The organism is Aeromonas genomosp. paramedia, from assembly GCF_023093515.1.
Classification (GTDB): Bacteria; Pseudomonadota; Gammaproteobacteria; order Enterobacterales; family Aeromonadaceae; genus Aeromonas.
In genome coordinates this window covers 1-23,764 of sequence record NZ_JAAROG010000022.1, presented here as the reverse complement: position 1 = coordinate 23,764, position 23,764 = coordinate 1, and the positions used below count along the sequence as shown (strand labels likewise).

General features: G+C 61.5%; 20 protein-coding genes and 1 pseudogene. 10 read left to right on the top strand and 11 right to left on the bottom strand.

Annotation, left to right across the window (positions count from 1 at the left end; genetic code table 11):
- Positions 1-164 precede the first annotated feature (164 nt).
- The gene (locus tag HB860_RS17540; protein ID WP_139436261.1) at positions 165-521 is read right to left on the bottom strand and encodes a hypothetical protein; all 357 of its coding nucleotides are present in this window, start codon (positions 519-521) and stop codon (positions 165-167) included.
- A 200-nt stretch (positions 522-721) separates the two neighbouring features.
- On the opposite strand from HB860_RS17540, the gene HB860_RS17535 reads away from it, so the two are divergent.
- The gene (locus HB860_RS17535) at positions 722-1,444 is read left to right on the top strand and encodes a response regulator (protein WP_025328561.1); all 723 of its coding nucleotides are present in this window, start codon (positions 722-724) and stop codon (positions 1,442-1,444) included.
- Positions 1,445-1,451: 7 nt separating this feature from the next.
- Positions 1,452-2,837, top strand: a complete 1,386-nt coding sequence (locus HB860_RS17530) for an ATP-binding protein (RefSeq protein ID WP_247627462.1) — start codon at positions 1,452-1,454, stop codon at positions 2,835-2,837.
- A 72-nt stretch (positions 2,838-2,909) separates the two neighbouring features.
- Here HB860_RS17530 and HB860_RS17525 read toward each other — a convergent pair whose 3' ends face one another.
- The 3 genes from HB860_RS17525 to yjbD form a co-directional block, all read right to left on the bottom strand.
- Positions 2,910-4,865: a ligand-gated channel protein gene (locus HB860_RS17525; protein WP_247627461.1), complete on the bottom strand. Its 1,956-nt coding sequence runs from the start codon at positions 4,863-4,865 to the stop codon at positions 2,910-2,912.
- Positions 4,866-5,172: 307 nt separating this feature from the next.
- The gene (gene cspE / locus HB860_RS17520) at positions 5,173-5,385 is read right to left on the bottom strand and encodes a transcription antiterminator/RNA stability regulator CspE (RefSeq protein WP_025328559.1); all 213 of its coding nucleotides are present in this window, start codon (positions 5,383-5,385) and stop codon (positions 5,173-5,175) included.
- 393 nt (positions 5,386-5,778) lie between these two features.
- Complete coding sequence (gene yjbD / locus HB860_RS17515) at positions 5,779-6,063, bottom strand: DUF3811 domain-containing protein (protein WP_162519186.1); 285 nt, start codon at positions 6,061-6,063, stop codon at positions 5,779-5,781.
- Positions 6,064-6,415: 352 nt separating this feature from the next.
- Between yjbD and HB860_RS22230 the strand changes: the two genes are divergently transcribed.
- Entirely contained in the window at positions 6,416-6,538 is a 123-nt protein-coding gene (locus HB860_RS22230; protein WP_080675244.1) for a hypothetical protein, read from the top strand.
- Between the two features lie 48 nt (positions 6,539-6,586).
- Here HB860_RS22230 and HB860_RS17510 read toward each other — a convergent pair whose 3' ends face one another.
- Positions 6,587-7,357 (bottom strand): substrate-binding periplasmic protein, encoded by a 771-nt coding sequence (locus tag HB860_RS17510; protein ID WP_247627460.1) that lies wholly within the window; start codon positions 7,355-7,357, stop codon positions 6,587-6,589.
- 156 nt (positions 7,358-7,513) lie between these two features.
- Complete coding sequence (locus HB860_RS17505; RefSeq protein ID WP_005328769.1) at positions 7,514-8,089, bottom strand: single-stranded DNA-binding protein; 576 nt, start codon at positions 8,087-8,089, stop codon at positions 7,514-7,516.
- A 518-nt stretch (positions 8,090-8,607) separates the two neighbouring features.
- On the opposite strand from HB860_RS17505, the gene HB860_RS17500 reads away from it, so the two are divergent.
- Positions 8,608-9,246: a LuxR C-terminal-related transcriptional regulator gene (locus HB860_RS17500; protein WP_162472085.1), complete on the top strand. Its 639-nt coding sequence runs from the start codon at positions 8,608-8,610 to the stop codon at positions 9,244-9,246.
- Positions 9,247-9,340: 94 nt separating this feature from the next.
- Positions 9,341-12,169 (top strand): excinuclease ABC subunit UvrA, encoded by a 2,829-nt coding sequence (gene uvrA / locus HB860_RS17495; protein ID WP_247627459.1) that lies wholly within the window; start codon positions 9,341-9,343, stop codon positions 12,167-12,169.
- A 183-nt stretch (positions 12,170-12,352) separates the two neighbouring features.
- Here uvrA and HB860_RS22225 read toward each other — a convergent pair whose 3' ends face one another.
- Complete coding sequence (locus HB860_RS22225) at positions 12,353-12,478, bottom strand: hypothetical protein (RefSeq protein WP_005328766.1); 126 nt, start codon at positions 12,476-12,478, stop codon at positions 12,353-12,355.
- Between the two features lie 324 nt (positions 12,479-12,802).
- Here HB860_RS22225 and HB860_RS17490 point away from each other — a divergent pair, with 324 nt between their 5' ends.
- The 3 genes from HB860_RS17490 to HB860_RS17480 all read left to right on the top strand — a co-directional run bounded on the left by HB860_RS17490 (position 12,803) and on the right by HB860_RS17480 (position 17,048).
- Complete coding sequence (locus HB860_RS17490; protein WP_025328553.1) at positions 12,803-13,414, top strand: OmpW family outer membrane protein; 612 nt, start codon at positions 12,803-12,805, stop codon at positions 13,412-13,414.
- 200 nt (positions 13,415-13,614) lie between these two features.
- Positions 13,615-15,594, top strand: coding sequence for a methyl-accepting chemotaxis protein (locus HB860_RS17485; RefSeq protein ID WP_247627458.1), 1,980 nt, complete (start codon positions 13,615-13,617; stop codon positions 15,592-15,594).
- An 8-nt stretch (positions 15,595-15,602) separates the two neighbouring features.
- Complete coding sequence (locus HB860_RS17480) at positions 15,603-17,048, top strand: ABC transporter substrate-binding protein (RefSeq protein ID WP_247627457.1); 1,446 nt, start codon at positions 15,603-15,605, stop codon at positions 17,046-17,048.
- 60 nt (positions 17,049-17,108) lie between these two features.
- Here HB860_RS17480 and HB860_RS17475 read toward each other — a convergent pair whose 3' ends face one another.
- Positions 17,109-17,903 carry a GNAT family N-acetyltransferase gene (locus HB860_RS17475; RefSeq protein ID WP_247627456.1) on the bottom strand — a complete coding sequence of 265 codons (795 nt, stop codon included), beginning with the start codon at positions 17,901-17,903 and terminating at the stop codon, positions 17,109-17,111.
- A gap of 327 nt (positions 17,904-18,230) precedes the next feature.
- On the opposite strand from HB860_RS17475, the gene metF reads away from it, so the two are divergent.
- Complete coding sequence (gene metF, locus HB860_RS17470; RefSeq protein WP_025328549.1) at positions 18,231-19,127, top strand: methylenetetrahydrofolate reductase; 897 nt, start codon at positions 18,231-18,233, stop codon at positions 19,125-19,127.
- Positions 19,128-19,193: 66 nt separating this feature from the next.
- Here the strand turns inward: metF and HB860_RS17465 are convergent.
- Positions 19,194-20,259: pseudogene (locus HB860_RS17465) on the bottom strand (DUF3103 family protein).
- A 147-nt stretch (positions 20,260-20,406) separates the two neighbouring features.
- Positions 20,407-21,558 (bottom strand): benzoate/H(+) symporter BenE family transporter, encoded by a 1,152-nt coding sequence (locus HB860_RS17460; RefSeq protein ID WP_247627455.1) that lies wholly within the window; start codon positions 21,556-21,558, stop codon positions 20,407-20,409.
- Between the two features lie 116 nt (positions 21,559-21,674).
- On the opposite strand from HB860_RS17460, the gene HB860_RS17455 reads away from it, so the two are divergent.
- Complete coding sequence (locus HB860_RS17455) at positions 21,675-22,244, top strand: helix-turn-helix domain-containing protein (protein WP_247627454.1); 570 nt, start codon at positions 21,675-21,677, stop codon at positions 22,242-22,244.
- Between the two features lie 3 nt (positions 22,245-22,247).
- On the opposite strand, the gene HB860_RS17450 is transcribed toward HB860_RS17455, so the two are convergent.
- Positions 22,248-23,441, bottom strand: a complete 1,194-nt coding sequence (locus tag HB860_RS17450) for an NnrS family protein (RefSeq protein ID WP_247627453.1) — start codon at positions 23,439-23,441, stop codon at positions 22,248-22,250.
- Positions 23,442-23,764 lie beyond the last annotated feature (323 nt).

The window sequence follows — 23,764 nt, the reverse complement described above, 5'->3', positions numbered from 1 at the left end:
GTGCTGGGGCAGAAAAGTGGCGCCATGGCGGCGTCAACCGCAGGGCGGGGCGGTTGAGCAGATGCGAAAAAAACGGGGTGGCCAAGGCCACCCCGTCGTCATCTTGCTTGCTTCGTCGTATCGGTTTACTGATTTGCCTCGGCAAACGACTTCATGACCTCGACTTACTGGTTCGCTTCTGCAAACTGCTTCATCACCTCTGCGTGCTTGATCATGCCGTCGGCACGCAGCCCGAGGTTTTTCACGAACTCGGCCTTCTTGGCCGGGTCTTCAATCTTGTCGTAGCGCTGTTGCAGGTGAGCCTGGATCTGTTCCGGGGTCATGTTCTTCATGCGGGCCATCTTGTCGTGGCGACCGCCGTGGTGCTTGCCGCCCATCATGCCGGAACCGTCCATGGGGCAACCGGTCGCCGTGGCCTGGGTCGGCTGGGCGGTGGAGACAGCCTCGCTGGCGGCATAGGCGCCCAGAGGCAGGCCGAGGATCAGGGTGGCGGTCAGCAGGGTCTTGGTCAGCTTTTTCATGGGTAACTCCTGTCGGATGAATACGGGTAGAGGCTGTTTCGCCTTGGTATCCAGTAAACACCGTGGAAGTGTCTGAATTTTGCCAGTTGAAGCCTATTTTGTAGCAGAGTGTGGCATCTTGGCGCTCTGGCACACTTTGACACAACCCGCCCGATTGATTCTCGTATAATCGCCCCAGCTCGATAACGGGAGAGACAATGATGAACCAAGGCAGCCCTCATATTCTGGTGGTCGACGATCACAGCGAGATCCGCGATCTGCTCAAGCGTTTTCTGGAACAGCACGGCATGCGCGTCAGCTGTGCCCGGGATGGCAAGGAGATGAAGCGGCTGCTGGACGAGCGGGAGTTCGACCTGCTGGTGCTGGATTTGATGATGCCGGGGGAAGATGGCCTCACCCTGTGCCGCGAGCTCAGGGTGAAGTCCCGCCTGCCCATCATCATGCTCACCGCCATGGGGGAGGAGACGGATCGCATCATAGGGCTGGAGATGGGGGCGGATGACTACCTCGCCAAGCCGTTCAACCCGCGGGAGCTGCTGGCCCGCATCAAGGCGGTGATGCGCCGCACCCAGGCGGAGATCCAGCCCGTCCCCGAGGCCCTGACCCGGGATCTGCGCTTCGATCGCTGGCTGCTCGACATCAATCGCCGGGAGCTGGTGGACGAGGAGGGGGTGGGGATGAGCCTCTCCACCGCCGAGTTCGATCTGCTCAAGGTGTTTCTGGAGCGGCCCCAGCGGGTGCTGAGCCGGGATCAGCTGCTGGATCTGGCCCGTGGCCGGGAGGCGGTCGCCTTCGATCGCGCCATCGATACCCTGGTGAGCCGGCTGCGGCGCAAGCTGGAGCGGGATCCCAAGAATCCCGAGCTCATCAAGACCATCTGGGGTGGCGGTTACCTGTTCGCCGCCGACGTGACCCAGGAGTGAGGCCGGCATGATCAAGGGCTTCTTCGCCAGGCTGCTGCCCAAGGGGCTGACCGGCCAGATAGTGCTGGTGGCCCTGGCGGGACTGGTGCTGATCCAGCTGCTCAGCATCCAGATCTACCGCTCGGATCGGGAGGAGGCGCTCGGCTACGTCAACAGCCGCAACGCCATGCAGCGGATCATCTCTGTGGTGCGTCTGCTCTCCCTCTCCCCCCCCTCCCTCTATCACGAGATCCTCAAGGCGAGCCGCAGCGAGACCCTGCTGCTGCGTCTGGCCGACGAGCCGCTGCAACCGGACAACCGCAGCCCCCGCTTCGAGAAGCTGGTGCGGGCCAAGCTCGGGTATCCGTCGTCCCTGTCGGTGGAGATCAGCGCCGAGCTGAAGCAGGACATACAGCGCAGCCGGGCCTGGCAGCACCACAACCGCATGATGAAGGATCGCAACGGCATGCCGCCACCCCAGGACATGCGGCTCTATGGCTCCATTCAGCTGCCCAACGGGGGCTGGTTGCAGTTCAGCTCCCTGGTGGACAAGGAGGCGGTGAGCTGGTCCTGGCAGACTACCCTCAACCTGCTGCTGGTGGCGAGCCTGGTGATAGGCCTGATGATCTGGCTGTTCCGCCGGGCGACCCTGCCCCTCAAGCAGCTGGCTGCCAATGCCGACCGGCTGGGGCGCGGGGAGGACATAGAGCCCCTGCGCGAGGAGGGGCCCACCGAGATCCGCGAGTCCATCCAGGCCTTCAACCGCATGCACACCCGGCTCGATCGCTTCGTGCAGGACAGGACCCGGATGCTGGCCGCCATCTCCCACGACCTGCGCACCCCCATCACCAGCCTGCGGCTGCGCAGCGAGTTTCTGACAGACGGCGAGGACAAGGAGCGCTTCCAGCAGACCCTGCAACAGATGGAGCAGATGCTGGCGGCGACCCTGAGCTTCGCCCGGGAGGAGGGGCAGCAGGAGGCGACCCGGGAGCTGGATCTGGTCAGCCTGCTGGAGAGCCTGTGCGATGACTATGCGGATACCGGCCAGCCCGTCATCTGCCTGGCCGAGGGCAAGCAGGTCTACGCCTGCCGTGCCAATACCCTGCGCCGGGTGCTGCAAAACCTCATCGGCAACGCCATCAAGTACGCGGGCGGGGCCGAGGTGTCCCTGGAGCGAACCGAATCCGAGCTGCTGATCCTGGTCTGCGATCGGGGGCCTGGCATAGCCGAGGGCCAGCTGGAGGAGGTGTTCAAGCCCTTCGTGCGCCTCGACGAGGCCCGCAACACAGAGTCGGGCAGTGTGGGGCTGGGGCTCGCCATCGCCCGCACCCTGGTGCATCAGCACGGCGGCGAGCTGACCCTGCACAACCGTGCAGAAGGCGGCCTGGAGGCCAGGATCAGCCTGCCGCGCTGACGGCGCCTATCCCGTCACCCATGAAAAGGCCCGCACTCGGCGGGCCTTTTGCATCTCTCGCACCCGAGAGGATCAGAACTGGTAGGTCAGCCCCAGGTTGTAGCGACGGCCATCCAGCACGGTGCCGTAGCTGGCGTAGTCCACCCTCTTGTCCAGCAGGTTGTAGATGCCGGCGGTGACGCTCAGCGCCTGATTGGCCTTGTAGACCAGGCCGGTGTCGAAGAAGGTGTAGGAGGGGGTGCCTTCGGCCATCTTGACCCGGCTCAGGTAGTCCGAGGTCTTGCTGCGGAAGTTGACCCGAGACCAGAGGCCGACCGCCTCGCTGGTCTGCCAGTCGACCGTGGTGTTGAACATGTGGCGCGGCATCTGGTTCAGTGCCAGGCCCGCCATGGGGCCGCTCTTCTGCTCGGACTGGGTGAAGGTGTAGCTGGAGGCCAGGGACCACTGCGGGTTGATGGCCCAGTTGGCCGTGCCTTCCACCCCGCGCATGTTGGCCTCGTCGACGTTGATGCGATCGCTGATGAAGTCATAGGTGTGACCGTTCAGGGTGCAGGCGGGATCCTGCTTGCTGGTGCAGCGACGGGTCTCGGCAATCTTGTCCTTGAAGTCGGTATTGAACAGGGTCAGCCCGGCGTTGAGCCCCTGCTGGCCATCCCACAACAGGGCGATTTCCTCACTGACGCTCTTCTCCGGCTGGAGGGCCGGGCTGCCGACCAGCATGCCATCCTGGGTGCCGCCGCCGGTGGCCTGGCCCCAGTTGGCCGCAGACATGCGCAGGTCGGGGGAGCGGTAGCCGGTGGAGACACCACCCTTCAGGGTCCAGAACTCGGCGGGGTGCCAGACCCCGTAGAGACGCGGGCTCCAGTGGCTGCCGTAGTTCTGATCCCTGTCCATGCGCACGCCGCCGGTGAGGGCGAAGCTGTCGGTCAGGGCCCACTCGTCCTCCACGAACAGGGCCCAGCTCCAGCGGGTCAGCTGGTCGGCGCGATTGACCACATTCAGCTGGTTGCCCTGATCCTGCAGATCCTCGTAGCGATATTGGCCGCCGACGCTCAGGTAGTGATCCCCCAGGACGACCTGGGTATGGGTGTCGGCTATGGTGTTGATCATCTTCATCTGCCGACCCGGGTTGGTGCTCTCTTCCCGTTGCAGATAGCTGGTGGAGGAGCCGAAGTCGTAGCGGCCGTCGTGGGTGATGGCGTAGTTGGTGCGCTCGTAGGTGCTCAGGTTCGGTTTGGCCTTGGCTGAAATGGACTCACCCGGTGTGCGATCCCTGTCCTGCAGGCCGCGGCTCACCTCGAAGTCGACGCTGTTGTGCTCGTCCGGGGTCAGGCTGAACACGGCGGTGCCGCTGCGCATCTCCTGCTCGGCGAAGCCGTTCTCGAACTGATCCTCGCCGCGGTAAGAGAGCTGGCCGTTCAGGCGCATCCCCAGCAGCCCGTCCACCAGGGCGCCGGCGGTGTAGGCATCGGTCTGGAAGAGATCACCGGACGCCTTGTTCTCCTGGAAGGTGCCGTCGGCATGCAGCGATCCCTGCCATGCCGTCATGCTGGTGCTCTTGCGGGTGATGACGTTGATGACGCCTCCCATGGCGTCCGAGCCGTAGCGGGAGGACATGGGGCCACGCACCACCTCGATCCGCTCTATGGCTTGCAGCGGCGGCAACCAGCCCTGCTCTATGCCGGGACCGTCGCTGTTGGGGCGGGTGCCACGGCTGTCGACCCGCTTGCCGTCCACCAGCATCAGCGTGTACTTGGCTCCCATGCCGCGGATACTGATGTCGCTGCTGCTGCCACCCCCGGTGATCACCACCCCGGGGACGTCTTTCAGGGCGTCGGTCACGTCACGGTAGGCGCGCTTCTCCAGCTGTTCCCGGGTCACGACCGAGATGGAGGCGGCAGAGTCTTCGATCTTCTGCTGGAAACCCGAGGCGGTGATCACCATGACTTCGTTCTGGCTGGCGTGGGCCTGGCTGGCCAGGGCGGCGATGATCAGGGTGGCGAGAGGGGTAATGGGGATGCTAGTCATGAAAACCTGAACTCCTGGGAAGGAAAGTTTCTCAACCCGCCACTGAGTCCCGGGATCTTGGTGTCGCACTGGGACGGCGGAGCTGAGCCTCAAATGGATGACATTTGTCGACAGGCATTCTAGGCAAACAAGAATCAAATGCAATTGATATTGGTTATCATTTGTGTTTTGTTCGAGGGAAGGAGGCAGTTCTGGCGGGGAAGAGAGGTAATGATGGAAATCCAGATAACAAAAAACCCGCCGAGGCGGGTTTTTTCAATTCTTGCAGAAGGACTTTCCGATTGACGAAAAGGCTTCCTGGCTTGAATTACAGACCAACTACGTTGGCAGCAGCCGGGCCTTTCTGGCCTTGCTCGATGGTGAACTCAACGCGCTGACCTTCGTCCAGGGTTTTGAAGCTGGTGGACTGGATAGCGGAGAAGTGTACGAACACGTCTTTGCCACCGTCAGCCGGGGAGATGAAGCCAAAACCTTTCTCAGCGTTGAAGAACTTTACGGTACCAGTCATTTTGTTAGACATAATAATTTCCTTGAATAGTGATGTTGAAACGCTACTTGTGTAGCAATCCATGATTTTTCGTCAGCAATACGTATGGGGAGCACTAAAGAAGGAGAATTATTTGGCGAGAATCATCTGGGACAACTCTATGCACAAATCACTGCTTTAAAATGACTGCCTAACATAATCAGGTCTGAACTACCGAACCATCGAAATCGATTAGAACACGCTCACTCCGCCATGGCAATCTTTATCTTGGTATTAATTCCTGCCCGGCGAGGGGGTGTTAGCGTTTTATCTTGATAAAATCGTTTTATACCAGAAGGTTATCTAGCATTTTCCGGTACGGGAAAGGGATGTATGCAGGCCCATCTCCGGATGACAGCACAAGCATCCGGACATGGGAGACAGAAATTATCGCTTGCTGCGGTACTTGTTGCTGACGGAGTCCGCCCAGTTGAAGGTTTCCGGCAGCACCTGATTCTTGGCTCGCTCCTTGGCCTTCTCCCGCGCCAGTGCGGAGGCCGCCTTGGCTGCCTTGGCGCGATCCTCGGCGATTTTCAGGCGCCCTTCCTCACGGATCTTGTTACGTTCCCCATTGGTCAGGGTGTGATCGGCATGGGCCTGGGCCTTCTGCAGCAACAGGGTGATCTCGGCTTTTTCGGCCTCGGTAAGATCTTTCATTTCCAGCTTTTTCATGGCGCACTCCTGCGGCAGGTGATGGTTCACCCTAACACACTCCGGAGGCCGACTCTTATGTAATCGTCCTCTAGACCCCAAAAGAGCAAGTTGAGTGTGTTTTCCTGCCGGTTTTCGCCCAGATACAGGCCGGTTATGGCAGTTTGTCCCGGGTTGTCGGGATCTGGATGGCGAGGTCAGAGCTCCTGTGGAGCACCGTTGTCCGGCGAGGCTGGATCCCGGTGGAGGCTGGGGGTATGCTGGTGCCAGTGCGATCCTCGATCGTCACTGCTAGCGTACTGTGATCTATGATTCGGATGACATGCTGGAATCTTGATTCCAACTGTCCTGGTAACATTTTTGGAGTCTGATGATGAGCAACAAAGAACAGCATCACGGCAAAGATGCCAAGAAAAAACCGCAGATGTCACTGAAAGAGAAGCGCGAGGCCAAACGTCAGAAAGCTGATCTGAAAAATGGCGGCGCGATGAAGTAACGCTCCACTACACTGTTGTTCCTCTGGAGCCAGTATCAAGCCAGTCCGTCATGGGCTGGCTTTTATGTTTCTGTCGGATGAGGTCGTGCCATAGGCGGCAAAGATCCGCTCATAGCGACCATCTTCCTTCATCTTGCTGAACTGGCGATCGAACCACTGCTGCTGCGCCGCCTCGCGAAAGGCGAAGTGGTACCGGGTGGGGGGGAAGAGATCATGCTGTCTGACCCTGTCGTGGGGATAGCGCGCGCTGCCCTCTGCTTGCCCGATCAGTTGCGACAGGTAGTAGTAAAATACCCTCTGCTCCAGGATCACGGCATCCGTGCGTCCCAGCAACAACTTCTGAACCTGCCCCTCCTGCCTCGCCACCTCTTCATAGTCGGGGTTCTGATCGACCAGGTCGGCGAACTCTTTTCCCAGGATCTGCCTGGCCCGCTGGAAGGCGCTGACTCGCAGCGTCCGCAGATCCCCCATGGTGTCAAAGGCCGTCTTGTCGAGGGTAAAGACCCGGTTGTGAAAGGTGATCACCACCTGGGAGAGGTGGGCGTGACTCAGCATGCCGGGTCTGACGTTGATGATGGCATCCAGCTTGCCTTCCTCCAGCATCCTGAAGGTCCGCTCCAGAGGCAGATAGATGAACTCGGGCTCATGACTGCTGCCGACGAACGCCTCGCGCATGAGATCGAGCTCGATGCCGCGATCCTCGTGAGCGATCACATAGGGAGGGATGGCGAAGCTCACCCCCACTCGCAGCGGTTCGGCGATCAGAGGGGCGGCAAACACCAGCAAGATGAGGCGCAGCAGGCAACCAAGGTGATTCATGCAGGTTCTCGGGGAGGTGACTCGTCCCGAGAATAGCCACACGTCAGGGCGAGTGAGAGGGTCAGGTGCGGATCGTCGCAACAACATGATGATGGAGGGGATGAATGCGTCAGGAACAGACAAAAAGGCCCTGAGTCATCAGGGCCTGGGTGTCGATCAGAACGGGATGTCGTCGTCGAAATCCATCGGCGGCTCGTTGTAGACCGGCGGTGCAGACTGGGGCTGCTGGGCCGGACGGCCGTAACCACCCTGTGGCTGCATATTCTGTTGCGGGGCTGCGGCCGGGCGCTGCATCGCTTGCTGGGGAGCTGCCTGTTGCGGCTGGCCCCAGTTGCCCTGGGACTGTTGGCCGCCCATGCCCTGGCCGGCGCCGCCTTGCGGACGGCCACCCAGCATCTGCATCACGCCGGTGAAGCTGTCGACCAGCACCTCTGTGGTGTAACGCTCCTGGCCACTCTGATCCTGCCACTTGCGGGTCTGCAGCTTGCCTTCGACATAGACCTGAGAACCCTTCTTCAGGTACTCGCCCGCCACTTCGGCCAGCTTGCCCATGAAGACCACGCGGTGCCACTCGGTACGCTCTTTCTGCTCACCGGTCTGCTTGTCGCGCCAGGTGTCGGAGGTGGCCAGGGTGATGTTAGTCACGGCACCGCCGCTCGGCATGTAGCGCACTTCCGGGTCTTGCCCCAGGTTACCGATCAGAATGACTTTGTTGATGCCTCGACTGGCCATAATCTCTCTTCCACCCTTATGTATACCGGCCAGGCCAAATGCCTGGTCCCATTCAATATGTCGTTTGTTTGCAATGAGATGCGCGCCACGGATGGACCTCATCTTCACGCATGTCACGGCTGTGCCAGATTCAACCGACGCGTTTATCGGCCATCCGCCGCAGCGTTTGCCCGCAATAATACCAGTTGGCGGAGATGAGCGCACACCTTCCTGTCCCGGCGAGCACCAAACCCCGCCGCTGGCGTCCGAGTAACTTACCCGAGGTATGGCCCCACCAGCAAGGGGGCGACGGGGCCGAATGCTGCATCGATGGCCAAGGCCTGCTATGGTGCGGTCCGGCACTACTTTACCCCCCAAATGGGGGGTGTGTGCTAGTCATTTGTATTGGTTGGAAAATTGCTGAGCTTCAAAGGAATCACAGCAGCGTCTAATACTTTTTTAATGCTGCAGCCAGGAGGGGGATTGGTACTCTTCCTTGCCGAAAAGCCCCGACTCGAATGTGCAAGGAAGTTCTCTTGATGACGCCCGAATACCCCTTAGTGCTGATCACCGAAAATAATGCACAAGCCAGCAGTTTCCAGCGTCACCTCAGCGAACAGCTTGGCTTGTCCATCTTGCTGGTGGGGGAGATAGAGGCCCTGCCCGAACCCGCCGAAACGTCTGCCCAGACGCTGCTGCTGATCGATCTGGACTATCTGAAGTCGGCTCAGCAGGCGGATTGGAGCAAGGCCATCTGCAGCCGCTTCGGCGAGGCCAGCGCCGTGCTGCTCAACGCCCCGACCAGCACGGACAGGGAGCTGCTGCTGATGTGGCCCCACACCAGCGGGCTCTTCTTCCGCCAGGACAACCTGGACAGGTTGGTGATCGGCATCCGCAAGGTGTTGCAGGGGGAGTACTGGATCCCGCGCCATCTGCTGTGCGATCTGGTGGATTACTACCGCAAGGGGAGCGGCCAGCCCCTGCGCAACCAGACCCTGCTGACGGCCCGCGAGCAGGAGATAGTCCGCCATCTGATGACGGGGGCCTCCAATACCGAGATCGCCGACAGCCTGTTCGTGAGCGAACACACCATCAAGTCCCACCTCTACAACGTGTTCAAGAAGTTGAACGTCAAGAACCGCCTGCAGGCGGTGAGCTGGGCCAAGGAGTATCTCTGAGCGCCGGGGTGGGATGATAAAAGCCTGTCTATTCATCCAGTAGTCTCTATGCCATACTGGCCCGCTCTGGTTCCCGTATCGAGCGCGCAACAAGATGGAAAAAATCGTGATCCGGGGTGCCCGCACCCACAACCTCAAGAACATCAACCTGACCCTGCCCCGCGACAAGCTGATCGTGGTCACCGGCCTGTCAGGTTCCGGCAAGTCCTCCCTGGCGTTCGATACCCTCTATGCCGAAGGCCAGCGCCGCTATGTGGAGTCCCTCTCCGCCTATGCCCGCCAGTTCCTCTCCCTGATGGAGAAGCCGGACGTCGACCACATCGAGGGGCTCTCCCCGGCCATCTCCATCGAGCAGAAGTCCACCTCCCACAACCCGCGCTCGACCGTCGGTACCATCACCGAAATCTACGACTACCTGCGCCTGCTGTTTGCCCGGGTCGGTGAACCCCGCTGCCCGACCCACGCCATCCCGCTCGCCGCCCAGACCATCAGCCAGATGGTGGATCAGGTGCTGGCCCAGCCCGAAGGCACCAAGCTGATGCTGCTGGCGCCCGTGGTGCGCAATCGCAAGGGGGAGCACACCAAGCTGCTGGAGAACCTGGCGGCCCAGGGCTACATCCGTGCCCGCATCGATGGGGAGGTGTGCGACCTTTCCGATCCTCCCTCGCTGGAGCTGCACAAGAAGCACACCATCGAGGTGGTGGTGGACCGCTTCAAGGTGCGCGATGACCTGGCCCTGCGCCTCGCCGAATCCTTCGAGACGGCTCTGACCCTCTCCGGCGGCATCGTCCTGGTGGCCCCCATGGACGGAGAGGAGGGGGTTGCCCCACTGATCTTCTCCGCCAACTTCGCCTGCCCCGAGTGCGGCTACTCCATGTCGGAACTGGAGCCGCGCATCTTCTCCTTCAACAACCCGGCCGGTGCCTGCCCCACCTGCGACGGCCTGGGGGTGCAGCAGTACTTCGATCCCGCCAAGCTGATCCAGGATCCGGGCCAGAGCCTGGCCGGTGGCGCCATCCGGGGTTGGGACAAGCGCAGCTTCTATTACTTCCAGATGCTCAAATCCCTCTCCGAGCACTACAAGTTCGATCTGGAGGCGCCCTGGGAAGATCTGCCGGCCAAGATCCAGGAGGTGATCCTGCGCGGCTCCGGTCGCACCGAGATCGAGTTCCGCTACATGAACGATCGCGGCGACGTGGTGGTGCGCAAGCACCCGTTCGAGGGAATACTGCACAACATGGAGCGCCGCTACCGGGAAACCGAGTCCAACTCGGTGCGGGAAGAGCTCTCCAAGTACATCGCCAACAAGTCCTGTACCAGCTGCGGTGGCAGCCGGCTGCGGGAAGAGGCGCGCCACGTCTTCGTCGACAACCGCAACCTGCCGGCCATCGCCGAGCAATCCATCGGTGATGCGCTCGCCTTCTTCGAGGGGCTGAACCTCACCGGCCAGCGCGCCCAGATCGCCGAGAAGATTTTGAAAGAGATAGTCGAGCGGCTCGGCTTCCTGGTGAACGTCGGCCTCAACTATCTGAGCCTGTCTCGCAGTGCCGAAACCCTCTCCGGCGGCGAGGCGCAGCGGATCAGGCTGGCGAGCCAGATCGGCGCCGGTCTGGTGGGGGTCATGTATGTACTGGATGAGCCCTCCATCGGCCTGCACCAGCGGGACAACGAGCGGCTGCTCAAGACCCTCACCCATCTGCGCGATCTCGGCAACACGGTGATCGTGGTGGAGCACGACGAGGACGCCATCCGCCTTGCCGACCATGTGCTCGACATAGGCCCGGGAGCCGGCGTGCATGGCGGAGCCATAGTCGCGCAAGGGACGCCGGAGGAGATCATCGCAAACCCCGAGTCCCTGACCGGTGACTACCTATCCGGCCGCAAGCAGATCGCCATTCCTGATGAACGTACGCCGCTCACCGGCAAGTGGTTGAAATTGAAGGGAGCGAGCGGCAACAACCTGCGTAACGTCAACCTGGATCTGCCCATAGGGGTGATGACCTGCGTCACCGGGGTCTCCGGCTCCGGCAAGTCGACGCTGATCAACGACACCCTGTTCCGCATCGCCCATCGGGAGCTGAACAAGGCCACCGAATCCACCCCGGCGCCCTATCGCAGCGTGGAAGGGCTGGAGCATCTGGACAAGGTGGTGGATATCGATCAGAGCCCCATCGGCCGGACCCCGCGCTCCAACCCGGCCACCTATACCGGCCTCTTCACCCCGATCCGCGAGCTGCTCTCCGGCACCCAGGAGGCGCGCTCCCGGGGCTACCAGCCGGGTCGCTTCTCCTTCAACGTCAAGGGGGGGCGCTGCGAGGCGTGCCAGGGGGATGGGGTCATCAAGGTGGAGATGCACTTCCTGCCGGACGTCTACGTGCCGTGCGACGTCTGCAAGGGCAAGCGCTACAACCGCGAGACCCTGGAGGTGAAGTACAAGGGCAAGAACATCCACGAGATCCTCGAGATGACGGTGGAAGATGCCCGCGAATTCTTCGATCCCGTCCCTGCGGTGGCGCGCAAGCTGCAAACCCTGATGGATGTGGGTCTCTCCTACATCCGCCTCGGTCAGTCCGCCACCACCCTGTCGGGGGGCGAGGCGCAGCGGGTCAAGCTGGCGCGGGAGCTCTCCAAGCGGGACACCGGCCAGACCCTCTACATCCTGGACGAGCCGACCACGGGGCTGCACTTCCACGACATCCAGCAACTGCTCAAGGTGCTGCACCAGCTGCGGGATCGCGGCAACACCATAGTCATCATCGAGCACAACCTGGACGTCATCAAGACCGCCGACTGGATCGTCGATCTGGGGCCGGAAGGGGGCGCCGGTGGCGGCCGCATCCTGGTGACCGGCACGCCGGAGGAGATGAGCCGTTGCAAGGAATCGCACACGGCGCGCTTCCTGGCCCCCTTGCTGAACAAGTAGGGGCACATCAGACAGACAAGGGGCCTTGGCCCCTTTTTTGTGGGCGATCGCCGGGGGATGGAGAGAGCCCGGGCTTCGCCTCGGCGGCGGGCGCAGGATCTGAGCCCGGAGCTTGATTGAATGCGGTATTGAAGCGGGCAGGGCAAGCCCCGCACCCAGGGTGTGAGCCGTGACGCCGGGGGGTCAGTGGGCCAGCATCAGGAAGGCGAGGGCGAACAGAAAACCGAGCAGGATAAACAGGAAGGAGCCGATGCCCCAGATGGCTGCCAGGATGCCGATGATTTTGTCTTTGCGTGTTTGTGGTTTCATAAAGATTAAATTACAGCATGGCTACATTGCTTTAATAAAATACGCTGGCCGGCATCATTAAACAACAGTGAAACGGGAATATGGGTAACCTTAAGGTGTATTTATTTGCTATTTTAAATGGGGCGTCATTGTATATTTATATTTCAACTTACTGTATTTAAATGGTTTTATGGCATTATTTGTCAGGTTTTTGGCTGTCTGAAGCTGCTGTGTACATCCATCTATTTCTTGATAACTATTGAGCTAAATCAATAACCGTTCATTCACATCATTTTATAGTTTTCGGGCTTACAACATAGAAAGAAAACAAAAAGGAATTATGTGATGAAAAAAGTGCTTCCTCTCCTGATCGCAGCCGCTTTTGCTTCCCCCGCCGCCATGGCCCACCAGGCCGGTGACATCCTGGTGCGTGGCGGCCTGGCCTTCGTCTCTCCCCAGACCAGCAGTGACGACGTGCTGGGTACCGGCGAGCTGGATATCGACAGCAACATGCAGTTGGGGCTGACCCTCTCCTACATGCTGACGGACAACTGGGGCGTCGAGCTGCTGGCGGCGACGCCTTTCTCCCACTCGGTGTCGACCCCGGGGCTGGGTGAGGTCGCCAAGGTCAAGCATCTGCCGCCGACCCTGATGGCCCAGTACTACTTCGGGGATGCCAACAGCAAGGTGCGTCCCTATGTCGGTGCCGGCATCAACTACACCACCTTCTTCGATGAAGAGGGCCGCGGTGCCCTGGCGGGCACGGATGTGAGCGTTGACTCCTCCTGGGGGCTGGCGGGTCAGGTGGGCCTGGACATGGCGATCAACGACCGCTGGTTCGTCAACGCCTCCGCCTGGCTCATCGACATCGACACCGACGTGCACACCGCGGTGGGCACCATCAATACCTCCATCGATCCGGTTGCCTTCATGTTCGGCGTCGGCTACCGCTTCTGATGACAAGGTTGGCCGCCACAAGGCCATGACAACCAAGCATGTCTCTTTGGCCCGGCTCTGTTCGGGCCCTTTTCTGTCCGGCGCGGCGCAATAACTGTGATCCGGCCCCTCATGGCGTCACTTATTGCTCTTCCATTGCCTCAACTTGCCGATAGCCTCTGCGTTCACCCCTTTATTTCCCAACGAGTGAGGATGTCTCCATGGGTTTATCTATCGTGCAGCGGATCATCGCCGGATTTGTGCTGATGTTGCTGCTGCTGGTGTTGCTGGGCTTCATCAGTATCCTGAAGATCCGGGGAATCAATGAGGGACTCTCCCAGGTATCGGATCGTGCCACTCCCCTGGTGATCGCCGTTGCCGGGCTCAAGGGTGCCTTGCAGGACAGCAACCGCTGGGTGCTGACCTACAGGACCAGCGAAGATGCCACCCAGTTGCCGCAGCTGGCCAGCCAGTTCAAGGCGCAGCAGGCGCGCTTCCTGGCCCAGAGTCAGGAGATGGCCCGCTTCAACGACGTGGCCGAGGCGGGCGAGCGCTTTCGTCAGGTAGATGGGGCCACCAAGGAGTTCTACGCTCTGGCGGATCAGGTGCTGAGCCAGCATGGCCAGTGGATAGCCGCCCTCGATCGGCGTCATGAGCTGGAGCTGGCCTTTATCCGGCTGGAGGACACCTATCAGTGGGCCGCCGATCTGCTGTTGCAGCAGACCGCCAGCAAGCGCTCCATGCGCAACAAGGCCGAACTCATCACCTCCGGCATCGCCCGGGATCTGAAGAACATCCGCCGGGCCGACGCCAAGACAGATCTCAATGAACTGGAGAAGGTGCTCGCCAAGGATATCGAGATGGCGCGCAAGCGGCTCGAGCGGGTGCTGGTACCCGATGACGTGAGGCAGCGCTTCGTCGTCAATCTGGACAGGATGCAGGAGCTGGCGCTCGGCCCGCAGGGGCTGCTGGCCACCATGCGTCATGCCCAGCAGCTTGCGGCCTCGCTGCAAACCTTGAATCAGCAGCTCGATACCAGCCTGGTCAACAGCCTGGCGCTGCTGGACGAGATGGGCAAGTCGGCGGGCAGCATCGCCAGCCAGAGCCGGATCGGGGCCGATGACGCCGTCAGCAGTGCCAGCTTCTGGATCCTGATCGTCTCCGCCATCTCCGCCGCCGCCGCGCTCATCATCGGTTACACCACGGCCCGCAGCATACAGCGCCCGTTGCAGCTGATCGATCGGGCGCTGGATCGCATGGCCACCGGGGACATGACCCGGCGCATCGACTACCAGAGCAGTTGTGAATTTGGCAGCCTGACCCGCTCCATCAACACCCTGGCGGACAAGACGGGGGAGCTGCTCTCCCAGATCAACGCCGGTTCCCGCCATCTGGTGGAGGAGGCGAGTCGCGCCGCCGAGATCAGCGAACGCGCCATGTCCAGGGTGCAGGATCAGAAGAGCCAGACCGACCAGGTCGCCGCCGCCATCACCGAGCTGGAAGTGAGCGCCACCGAGGTGGCCCGCTCCACCGACGGCACCAAGCGCGAGGTGGATCTGGCCGACGAGGAGGCTCGCGCCGGTCGCAAGCAGGTGGCGACCACGCGCCAGATCACCGAACAGCTGGCGGGCGCCATGGAGGAGGCGGTCGGCATCACCCACAAGCTGGGTGAATTCAGCAACAACATTGGCAGCATTCTGGATGTGATCCGCAGCATTGCCGAGCAGACCAACCTGCTGGCTCTGAATGCGGCCATCGAGGCGGCACGGGCCGGTGATGCCGGTCGCGGCTTTGCCGTGGTGGCGGACGAAGTGAGGGCACTGGCGAACCGGACCCAGACCTCGACCGAGGAGATCCAGGCCATGATCGAGAACCTGCAGAGCTCCAGCAAGCAGGTGATGGAGGTGATGGGACGCAGCCAGGAGCAGACCCAGGGTTGCGTGTCGCAGACCCGGGCCATGGACGAGGCGCTGCAATCCATCGCCGAGCGGATGAGCGCCATCAAGTCGATGGCGGATCAGGTCGCCCATGCGGCCCAGGAGCAGATCTCGGTCAGTCAGGGGGTGGCCCGTCATATCGCCGGCATTGCGGACGTGGCCTACGAGACCGAACGGGAGGCCCGTGAATCGGCAGGCAGCAGTGAAGTGCTGGCGGAACTGGTCGCCAAGCAGCAGCAATTGATCGCTCATTTCAAGGTGTAGGAGGACTTATGGCTAACAAGTGGATCGGGGCCCTGAGTCTCCTGTTGTGTGGCCAGCTGATGGCCAGCGAGCTGGTGATCGAAAGCTGGCGTATAGATGACAAGGCCTTGTGGGAGGAGAAGATCATTCCCGCCTTCGAGGCCGCTCACCCGGGTATCCAGGTGAGCTTCAACGGGGTGCAGAACGTCGAATACATGCCGACCCTCTGGGCCAGCCTGAAAGCGGGCAAGGCCGGGGATCTCATCACCTGCCGCCCGTTCGACGACTCTCTGGCCCTGTTCAAGGCGGGCCATCTGGCGGAGCTGAGCGAGATGGCCGGGATGGAGAACTTCCCGAGCTTCGCCCAGTCCCCCTGGCAGACCGATAGCGGCGCCCAGACCTTCTGCGTGCCCATGGCCTCCGTCATTCACGGCTTCTTCTACAACAAGCAGATCTTCAGCGAGCTGGGGCTGGCGGTGCCCCAGACCCGGGACGAGTTCTTCGCCGTGCTCGACAAGGTGAAGGCGGATGGCCGCTATGTGCCGCTGGCCATGAGCGGCTCCGAGAGCTGGGTCGCCTCCGAGCTGGGCTTCCAGAACATAGGCCCCAACTACTGGAAGGGAGAGGATGGCCGACTGGCGCTGATCGCGGGTCAGGAGCGGCTCGACAATCCGCAATACGTCAAGGTGTTCGAGGAGCTGGCCCGCTGGCGCGCCTATCTCGGCGAGGGGGGAGAGGGTCGTGACTACGCCGCCACCAACGAGCTGTTCACCTCCGGCAAGGCCGCCTTCTATGCGGCCGGCTCCTGGGAGATAGCCCCCTTCACCGGCAAGGTGGACTTCGGTGTCATGCGCCCCCCTGTGGCAAAACAGGGTGACGGTTGCTTCTTCACCGATCACACCGACATCGGCATGGGGATGAACCCGGCCAGCAAGAACAAGGAGGCCGCCATGACCTTCCTGCAGTGGCTGACCACCTCCCAGTTTGCCGAGCTCTATACCAACTCGCTGCCGGGGTTCTTCTCCCTCTCCAACCACTTCTTCGAGGCCACCAACCCGGCGGCCAAGGAGATGATGGAGTGGCGGGATCAGTGTGACTCCACCATCCGGGTCGCTACCCAGATCCTCTCTCGCGGTACCCCCAAGCTGGGGGATGAGCTGGCCGAGGTGAGCCAGGGGGTGTTGCTCGGCACCATGGCGCCGCAAGCCGCCGCCGATCGGCTGGAGCAGGGATTGAAGGGCTGGTATGCCCCTCATCAGGGTCAGCAGGCCAAGACCCCGGACTGCCAATGCGCGGCTCCCGCCGCCGTCTCCGCCGCTCCCGCCACGGTTGAGGCTGCTGTCGCTGTGCCATCAGCGGCCATCTCGACCGAACTGAACGCATCCCCCGTGTCTGCGGCTGTGGCTCCCTCGGCGGCGGCCGCGACCGACGTCGAGCAGGCGCTGGCCAGCGAGCTGGAAGCGCCGCAGCCCTGAAGGGCGGCACCATGAAAAAACGGGAGGCATCAGCCTCCCGTTTTCATTTGCGCCAGCCGCCTATGGCTGCTGAGCCCAGCGGCACAGGCTGCCGATACGCGCCACCGGGACGAAGCCCAGGGCGCGGTAGACCCGCTGGGCGTGGTAGTGCTCGTCCGCCACTATGATGAGCTGCCTGGCCCGCTCGAACCCCTGACGGGCGACCTGGCTCAGCAACTGACGGCAGAGGCCCCGGTTGCGCCAATCCTGATGGGTGCGCACCAGCTGAAAGCGCCCCATGGTGCCGGTGAAGAAGAGGCCGCAACTGGCGACCAGACGATCCTGATGCCAGATCCCCCACCACTGTCCCAGGCCATCGGCGATCATGGCCTGATAGAGATCGCGCCGTGACTGCAGGTAGGCGAGGTAGCTCTCCTGCTCATGACCCGAGTCCCTGTCATCGAGCTCCAGGGTCAGCCAGTCATCCCAGTCGGCGGGGGTGAAGGGGCGGGCCGGGGCGAGGTCCTGGTCGCTCGGGGCCTTACAGTCGGTCGCCTCCAGCGCCAGCACCACGCACTCCATGTACTGGTATCCCGCCGCCACGAAGCCGGCGACCCGGCTGTTCTGTCCCTCGGCCAGCGGCCACTGGAAGGTACGATGGCGGATCCTGGGATCCTGGCCGATCAGCTTGTCGAAGCTGGCTTCGAGCCAACCCTTGTCGCGGTCGCTGGGGGGCGTGGGGAGCAGCAGATAGTTGCCGAAGTAGTAATCCGGGGCGGTCGGGGTGCACACGGCCCAGAACCCTTCATGGTCCGTCACCTCGCCCTGATAGCGATCGAACAGCAAATCGGTGGCAAAACCGGGGTGATCTTCCATGACAAGGCTCCTGCAAATGCTTGAATTGATTATCGGCAGGGAGAGGGAGAAGTTAAAAAAAGGCCGGGAAACCCGGCCAAACAATCACACGCAGATTCAGAACGTCCAGGACGATCCGCCCGCATCATAGCGTGCCTGAGGCCATTTTGGGATGGGGCCCGTCGTTACTTGGGTCGAATTGCAAAATAAAAAAAATCGTTTATCCCGCCTTCGCCGGCAAATCGGTGTTGACTTTGATCCGTTTTCTCATAAAGATAGAAAGACGTTTAGACGTCCAAACATCCGTTTTGACGTACAGGAATCGGTTGTAGGACAGGGAGAGAGCAGATGGGATTTCACAGCGCGCGTCAGGTCGAGGCACTCAACCAGAGTCTGGCTGACTTGGGTAACAACATTTCGGTCAGCTTCGAGTTTTTTCCACCCAACAGTGAAGGGATGGAGAACACCCTCTGGCAATCCATCGAACGACTGCAGGTGCTGGAACCCAAGTTTGTCTCCGTGACCTATGGCGCCAACTCGGGCACCCGGGATCGCACCCACAAGGTGATCAAGGACATCAAGGAGCGCACCGGCCTCATCGCCGCCCCGCACCTGACCTGTATCGATGCCAGTCGCGACGAGCTGAGAACCATTGCCCGTGACTACTGGAACAGCGGCATTCGCCACATAGTGGCACTGCGCGGTGACCTGCCCCCCGGACTCGACAAGCCGGACATGTATGCCACCGATCTGGTCGCCCTGCTCAAGTCCGAGGCCGACTTTGACATCTCGGTTGCCGCCTATCCGGAGGGCCACCCCGAAGCCAGGAGCGCGCAATCCGACCTGCTCAACCTCAAGCGCAAGATAGATGCCGGTGCCAACCGCGCCATTACCCAGTTCTTCTTCGATGTGGAGACCTACCTGCGTTTTCGTGATCGCTGCGCCGCCATCGGCATCGATGCCGAAATCGTGCCTGGGATACTGCCGGTCTCCAATTTCCAGACCCTCAACAAGTTTGCCGGCTTTACCAACGTGAAGATCCCGCGCTGGATGCACCAGCGATTCGAAGGGCTGGATAACGATCAGATGACCCGCAACATGGTGGGGGCCAGCATCGCCATCGACCAGGTGCGGGTGCTGAGCCAGGAAGGGGTGAAGGATTTCCACTTCTACACCCTGAACCGCTCCGAGCTGACCTACGCCATCTGCCATACCCTGGGTGTGAGGCCCAAAGGCCAGGCCTGATCCCGATCCGCCAGAAACGAGAAAAGCCAATGAGTTGCCTCATTGGCTTTTTGCCGTGGGTGATGATCAGGGTCTGGTCGGCTGGATCTCCTTGGGCTCCAGCGTGATGACCGCATTGCCGGCGGCGCCGGGATACTGGTGGTAGCTCTGGTCCTGCTCCAGGGTGTAGAAGGTATCCAGGTAGTCGTCGTTGTTGGTCATCCAGGAGTCGGGAAGTGCCTTGACGATGCGACCGCCGAGATCGAGGAAGGGTAGAGCCTCGGGTACGCCACCCGCGGTGAAGCCGAGCTTGAGCGCTTCGATCAGCAGGGCGCTCAGCTCCTTGTAGTTGACGTTGTCATCCTGCTCCATCATGACGAGGTCGACCGCGCCCCAGCGATAGCGATCCCAGTACACCAGGATCTGGTTCGGGCTGTAGTCTGTGTTGTCATGGTCGAGGTAGGGCATGTCGACTATGTCCACCACGGGTTCGTCCCGGCCGGGATTGACCCCGGCCACGACGGCGTAGACCTCGGCGGCGCCGAGCAACCAGGGCTCCTGATCATCGCTGAGCCTGATCTTCTTGAGGATGCTGGTCTTGAGGGGGGCCGTGTTGTCGGCGGCGCGGGGGGGCCGCCTGCAGGTCGGCGGCAGCCAGCGCCTTGCGCATCACCTTCAGGCCGGCATTCTTGGCCTTTACGGGGTCGGCCTCTACTACCAGCACAGGTCGCGCCGGTAGCTGGTTCACGTCGAGGTAGACCGGATTGCCGGCGCCATCGAAGGCTTCGATGGCGCTCCAGCTCTTCTCATCGCCGCTCGGCACGTAGGCAATCAGTGGCTCTGTTCCCTGTTTGAGCGCATTGGCCTGCTCGGGGTTGGCCAGTCGCAACTGCATCAGCTGTTTGACTTCCCCCTCCAGCCCTTGCCGGTTGATGGCGGCCTGGTTGGCATCTGTGGCCTGCCGTTTGAGGCGTGGGCTCGCCTTTTGCAGCAGGTTGGGCAGCGGACTCTGGTACTCCTGATTGGCGAGCAGGGGCAGCAGATTCTTCTGCTGCAATGCGAGCTGGCGTGCCAGCTCCCTGTCCGTGTCGGCGGCATGGACACTGGTGGCGCCCAGCAGGGTCAGCAATAAAATGACAGCCTGATTCTTCATTCTTCTTCTCCAGTATTGAGTCTGACAGAGGCGCGCATCGGGAAGAATCTGCGCCTCTTCTTCACTAGACGGGAGTTGGGTTCGGCTGTGAAGCATCCTTGCCGAATTATGTGTTGTGTCTCACTGGGGTCTCCCCAGATGGTCAGGTCAGGCGCGGAGCCGGTTGACTTGATGCAGCGCCACACCGACCAGCAATCCCCAGCAGGCGGAACCAACCCCTAGCAGGCTGATCCCCGAGGCCGTGATGAGGAAGGTGAGCAGTGCGGCTTCCCGCTCTTCATCCTGCTGCAGCGCGCCGTGCAGGCTGCTGCCTATGGTGCCGAGCAGTGCCAGCCCGGCCACGCAGGTCACCAGAGCGGTGGGGAAGGCGCTGAACAAGGCGACCACAGTCGCCCCGAAGCAACCGGTCAGCAGGTAGAAGCAACCCGCCCACACGGCGGCGGGCCAGCGGCGAGCGGGGTCGGGATCCACCTCCTTGCCCATGCAGATGGCGGCCGTGATGGCGGCCAGGTTGAAGGCGTAACCACCGAACGGGGCCAGCAGCAGACCGGTAAGACCGGTCCAGCCGATCAGGGAAGAGGTGGCAGGTTGATAGCCATGGGCACGGAGGATCGCGATGCCGGGCATGTTTTGCGACGTCATGGTGACGAGGAACAGCGGCAGCGCTATCCCCAGCACGGCGTTGATGGAGAAGGTCGGCGAGATCCACACCGGGCTGGAGAGCTGCCAGTGGACCTCAGCCAGCTGCAGCTCGCCCCTCAGGACGCAGAGCAGCATGCCGGTGGCCAGGACCAGCACCATGGTATAGCGGGGCCAGAGGTGGCGGCCGAGCAGGAAAGCCAGCAGCAAGGCGCCAAGCAGCAGGGGATCCTGGGGGGCCACCTTGAACAGGTCCAGCCCGAATCTGAGCAGCACCCCGGCCAGCATGGCGGCGGCCAGAGGAGCCGGAATGTGGCGCATCAGCCGATCGAACCAGCCGCTGATGCCGCACAGGGTGATCAGCAAGGAGGAGATGATGAAGGCGCCTATGGCCTCCGCCAGGCTGAAATTGCCCAGGCTGGTGATGAGCAGGGCGGCCCCCGGCGTTGACCAGGCGGTCAGCACGGGGGTGCGGTAATAGAGGGAGAGGCCGATGCAGCTCACACCCATGCCGATACCCAGCGTCCATAGCCAGGAAGATACCTGGGCTGCATCGGCGCCGGCGGCGGTAGCCGCCTGAATGATCAGTACGACCGAACTGGTATAGCCAACCAGCACGGCAATCAGGCCTGCGACCAGATGAGGGAGAGCAAAGGGCATGGCGACATCCTTGTGTATGCTGATAGCTTGTGCGTTATTACGTACAATGTGGCTTTGACTATAGCGACGTGCGCTATAGCGCACAAGGCGAAGATGCAGCATTCGGGAGAGGGCGTATGCAGGAGATGAATCGGCACCTGGCTCAGCGATTGAAAGGGCTGCGCGCCGAACTGGGGTGGAGTCTGGATGTGGCTGCCCGCGAGACGGGGGTGAGCAAGGCCATGCTGGGGCAGATAGAGCGGGGGGAATCCAGCCCGACGGTGGCGACCCTGTGGAAGATCGCCACCGGGTTTCGGGTCTCCTTCTCCAGCTTTATCGAGCCGACCCCGGCAGTGGCGGGGGAGACGCTCTATCGCATCGCCGATGACATTCGCCAGCAACCGGCGGGCGAAGGCATGCAGGTGGCGCCCCTGTTTCCCTATGAAGGCCGGTTCGGTTTTGAACTGTTCGAGTTGACCCTGCTACCCGGCTATCAGCGGGAATCTGAACCCCATGAGCCCGGGGTGACCGAGCATGTGATTGTCATCAGCGGTGTGATGGAGGTGCTGGTCGATGGGCAGTGGCGCTCGCTGGATCAGGGGGAAGCCGTACGCTTCGCCGCCGACCGTCCCCACGGTTACCGCAATCTGGGAATAGCCCCGGCCGTTTTCCACAACCTGATCCACTATCCTGCCACTCACCCCTGATGGTTAACCCGGACGACCGTCCGCTCTGGGGCGGGCCAGGATGGGGGTATAAACCCAGACAAACAGACCATAGGCCGCTATCCAGCTCCAGCCGCTCAGGTTCCATCCCGTCAGCGTCAAGGTAGGCCAATACAGAGGGAGCAAGACCCGCACGAAGGCAGAGAGGATTACCAGCGCGAATGCCAGGGTGATCCTGCACCCGACGTACAGGGCTCTGCCGCTGTGACCGAGTGACACCCTGGCAATCATTCCGAGGATCATGGTGCCCATGCAGCCAGCGCTGAGCAGGTGACTGGCGAGGGACAAGCTGAGAGGCAGTCCCGCAGCCTGGGCCGCGAGGGCGAGCAGGCCAAGGGGAATAAACAGGTAAGCCAGGTGCAGCGACCATAGCAGGGGCTGTGCCAGGGTGGTGCCGGGTCGCCAGCGCAGTTGCCTGCCCAGATGCAAGCCGGCCGCGACTATATATAGAGGCACCATATATAGAGAGTTGATCCATGAGCCAGGCAGCAGCCAGAGCAGCAGGATCAGCCAGAGAGAGGCCAAGGCCCCGCGCTCCAGCCAAGGGCTGGGCGGCGCCTTCTCCTGACCCGTACCCCTGGCGGTAAAGAAGGGAATCACACGTCCACCCATCACGGCAATCAGGGTGGTAAACAGCAATACCGCTGTGATGAGCAGATGTTCCACTGTGCTCCAGTCATCTCGCCATAACCAGCTGGCGCCATTGAGCAGAGTCAATATGAGGAGCAGGGGGACAAAGAAGAGGTTGCGCCATTGGCGTGTCATGATGACGGGCTTGGCGAGGAACCAGGCACAGAGCGGCAACCAGGCCAGGTCCAGAGCCATCAGAATGAGATTGTCTTCTCCAAGCCAGGGTAGCAGGCTCCTTGGCAGCACCCACAATCCCACGATCAGCGCCAATGGCCAGCTGCGAACGCCGGGATGAGCCGTCCAGTTCTGGACGGCGGTCAGCAGAAACCCCGCAACTATGGCGGCGCCAAAGCCGAACAACATCTCATGAGCGTGCCACCAGATGGGATTGCCAATACCGGGCAGAGTCAACCAGCCATTGAGCTGTCCCAGCCAACCCAGCATGGCCAGGCAGGAAAACAGGGCTCCGAGCAGGAAGAAGGGGCGAAATCCCAGGCGGAACAGGGGGACTATCTGCTCTTCCTTGTGGCTATCGAGGATCTGATGCATGACAGCGACCTTAATTGAACATTTGAAAAGCTAATTATAAAGTGGCTTTTCAAATGTTCAATTTAAATCCAGGGAAGGTCGATTTGGGTGGGGTGGTGGGCAAAAAAGGAACGTGTTGCTGCAGAACTGAGCGAACGAGCGGTGAAGGTGAAAAAGCCCTTGTCATCCCGGCGCGGCTCCCTATAATGCGCCCCTACCAGCACGGCAGAACACGCCGAACTGATGAGCCAGCTTCCCTGCGAAGCCGGCGCCGAAAGAAAAGCGAAAACAACCGCTTGACTTTCGAAGTGAGGAGCGTAAGATGCGCCTCCTCAACGCGATAA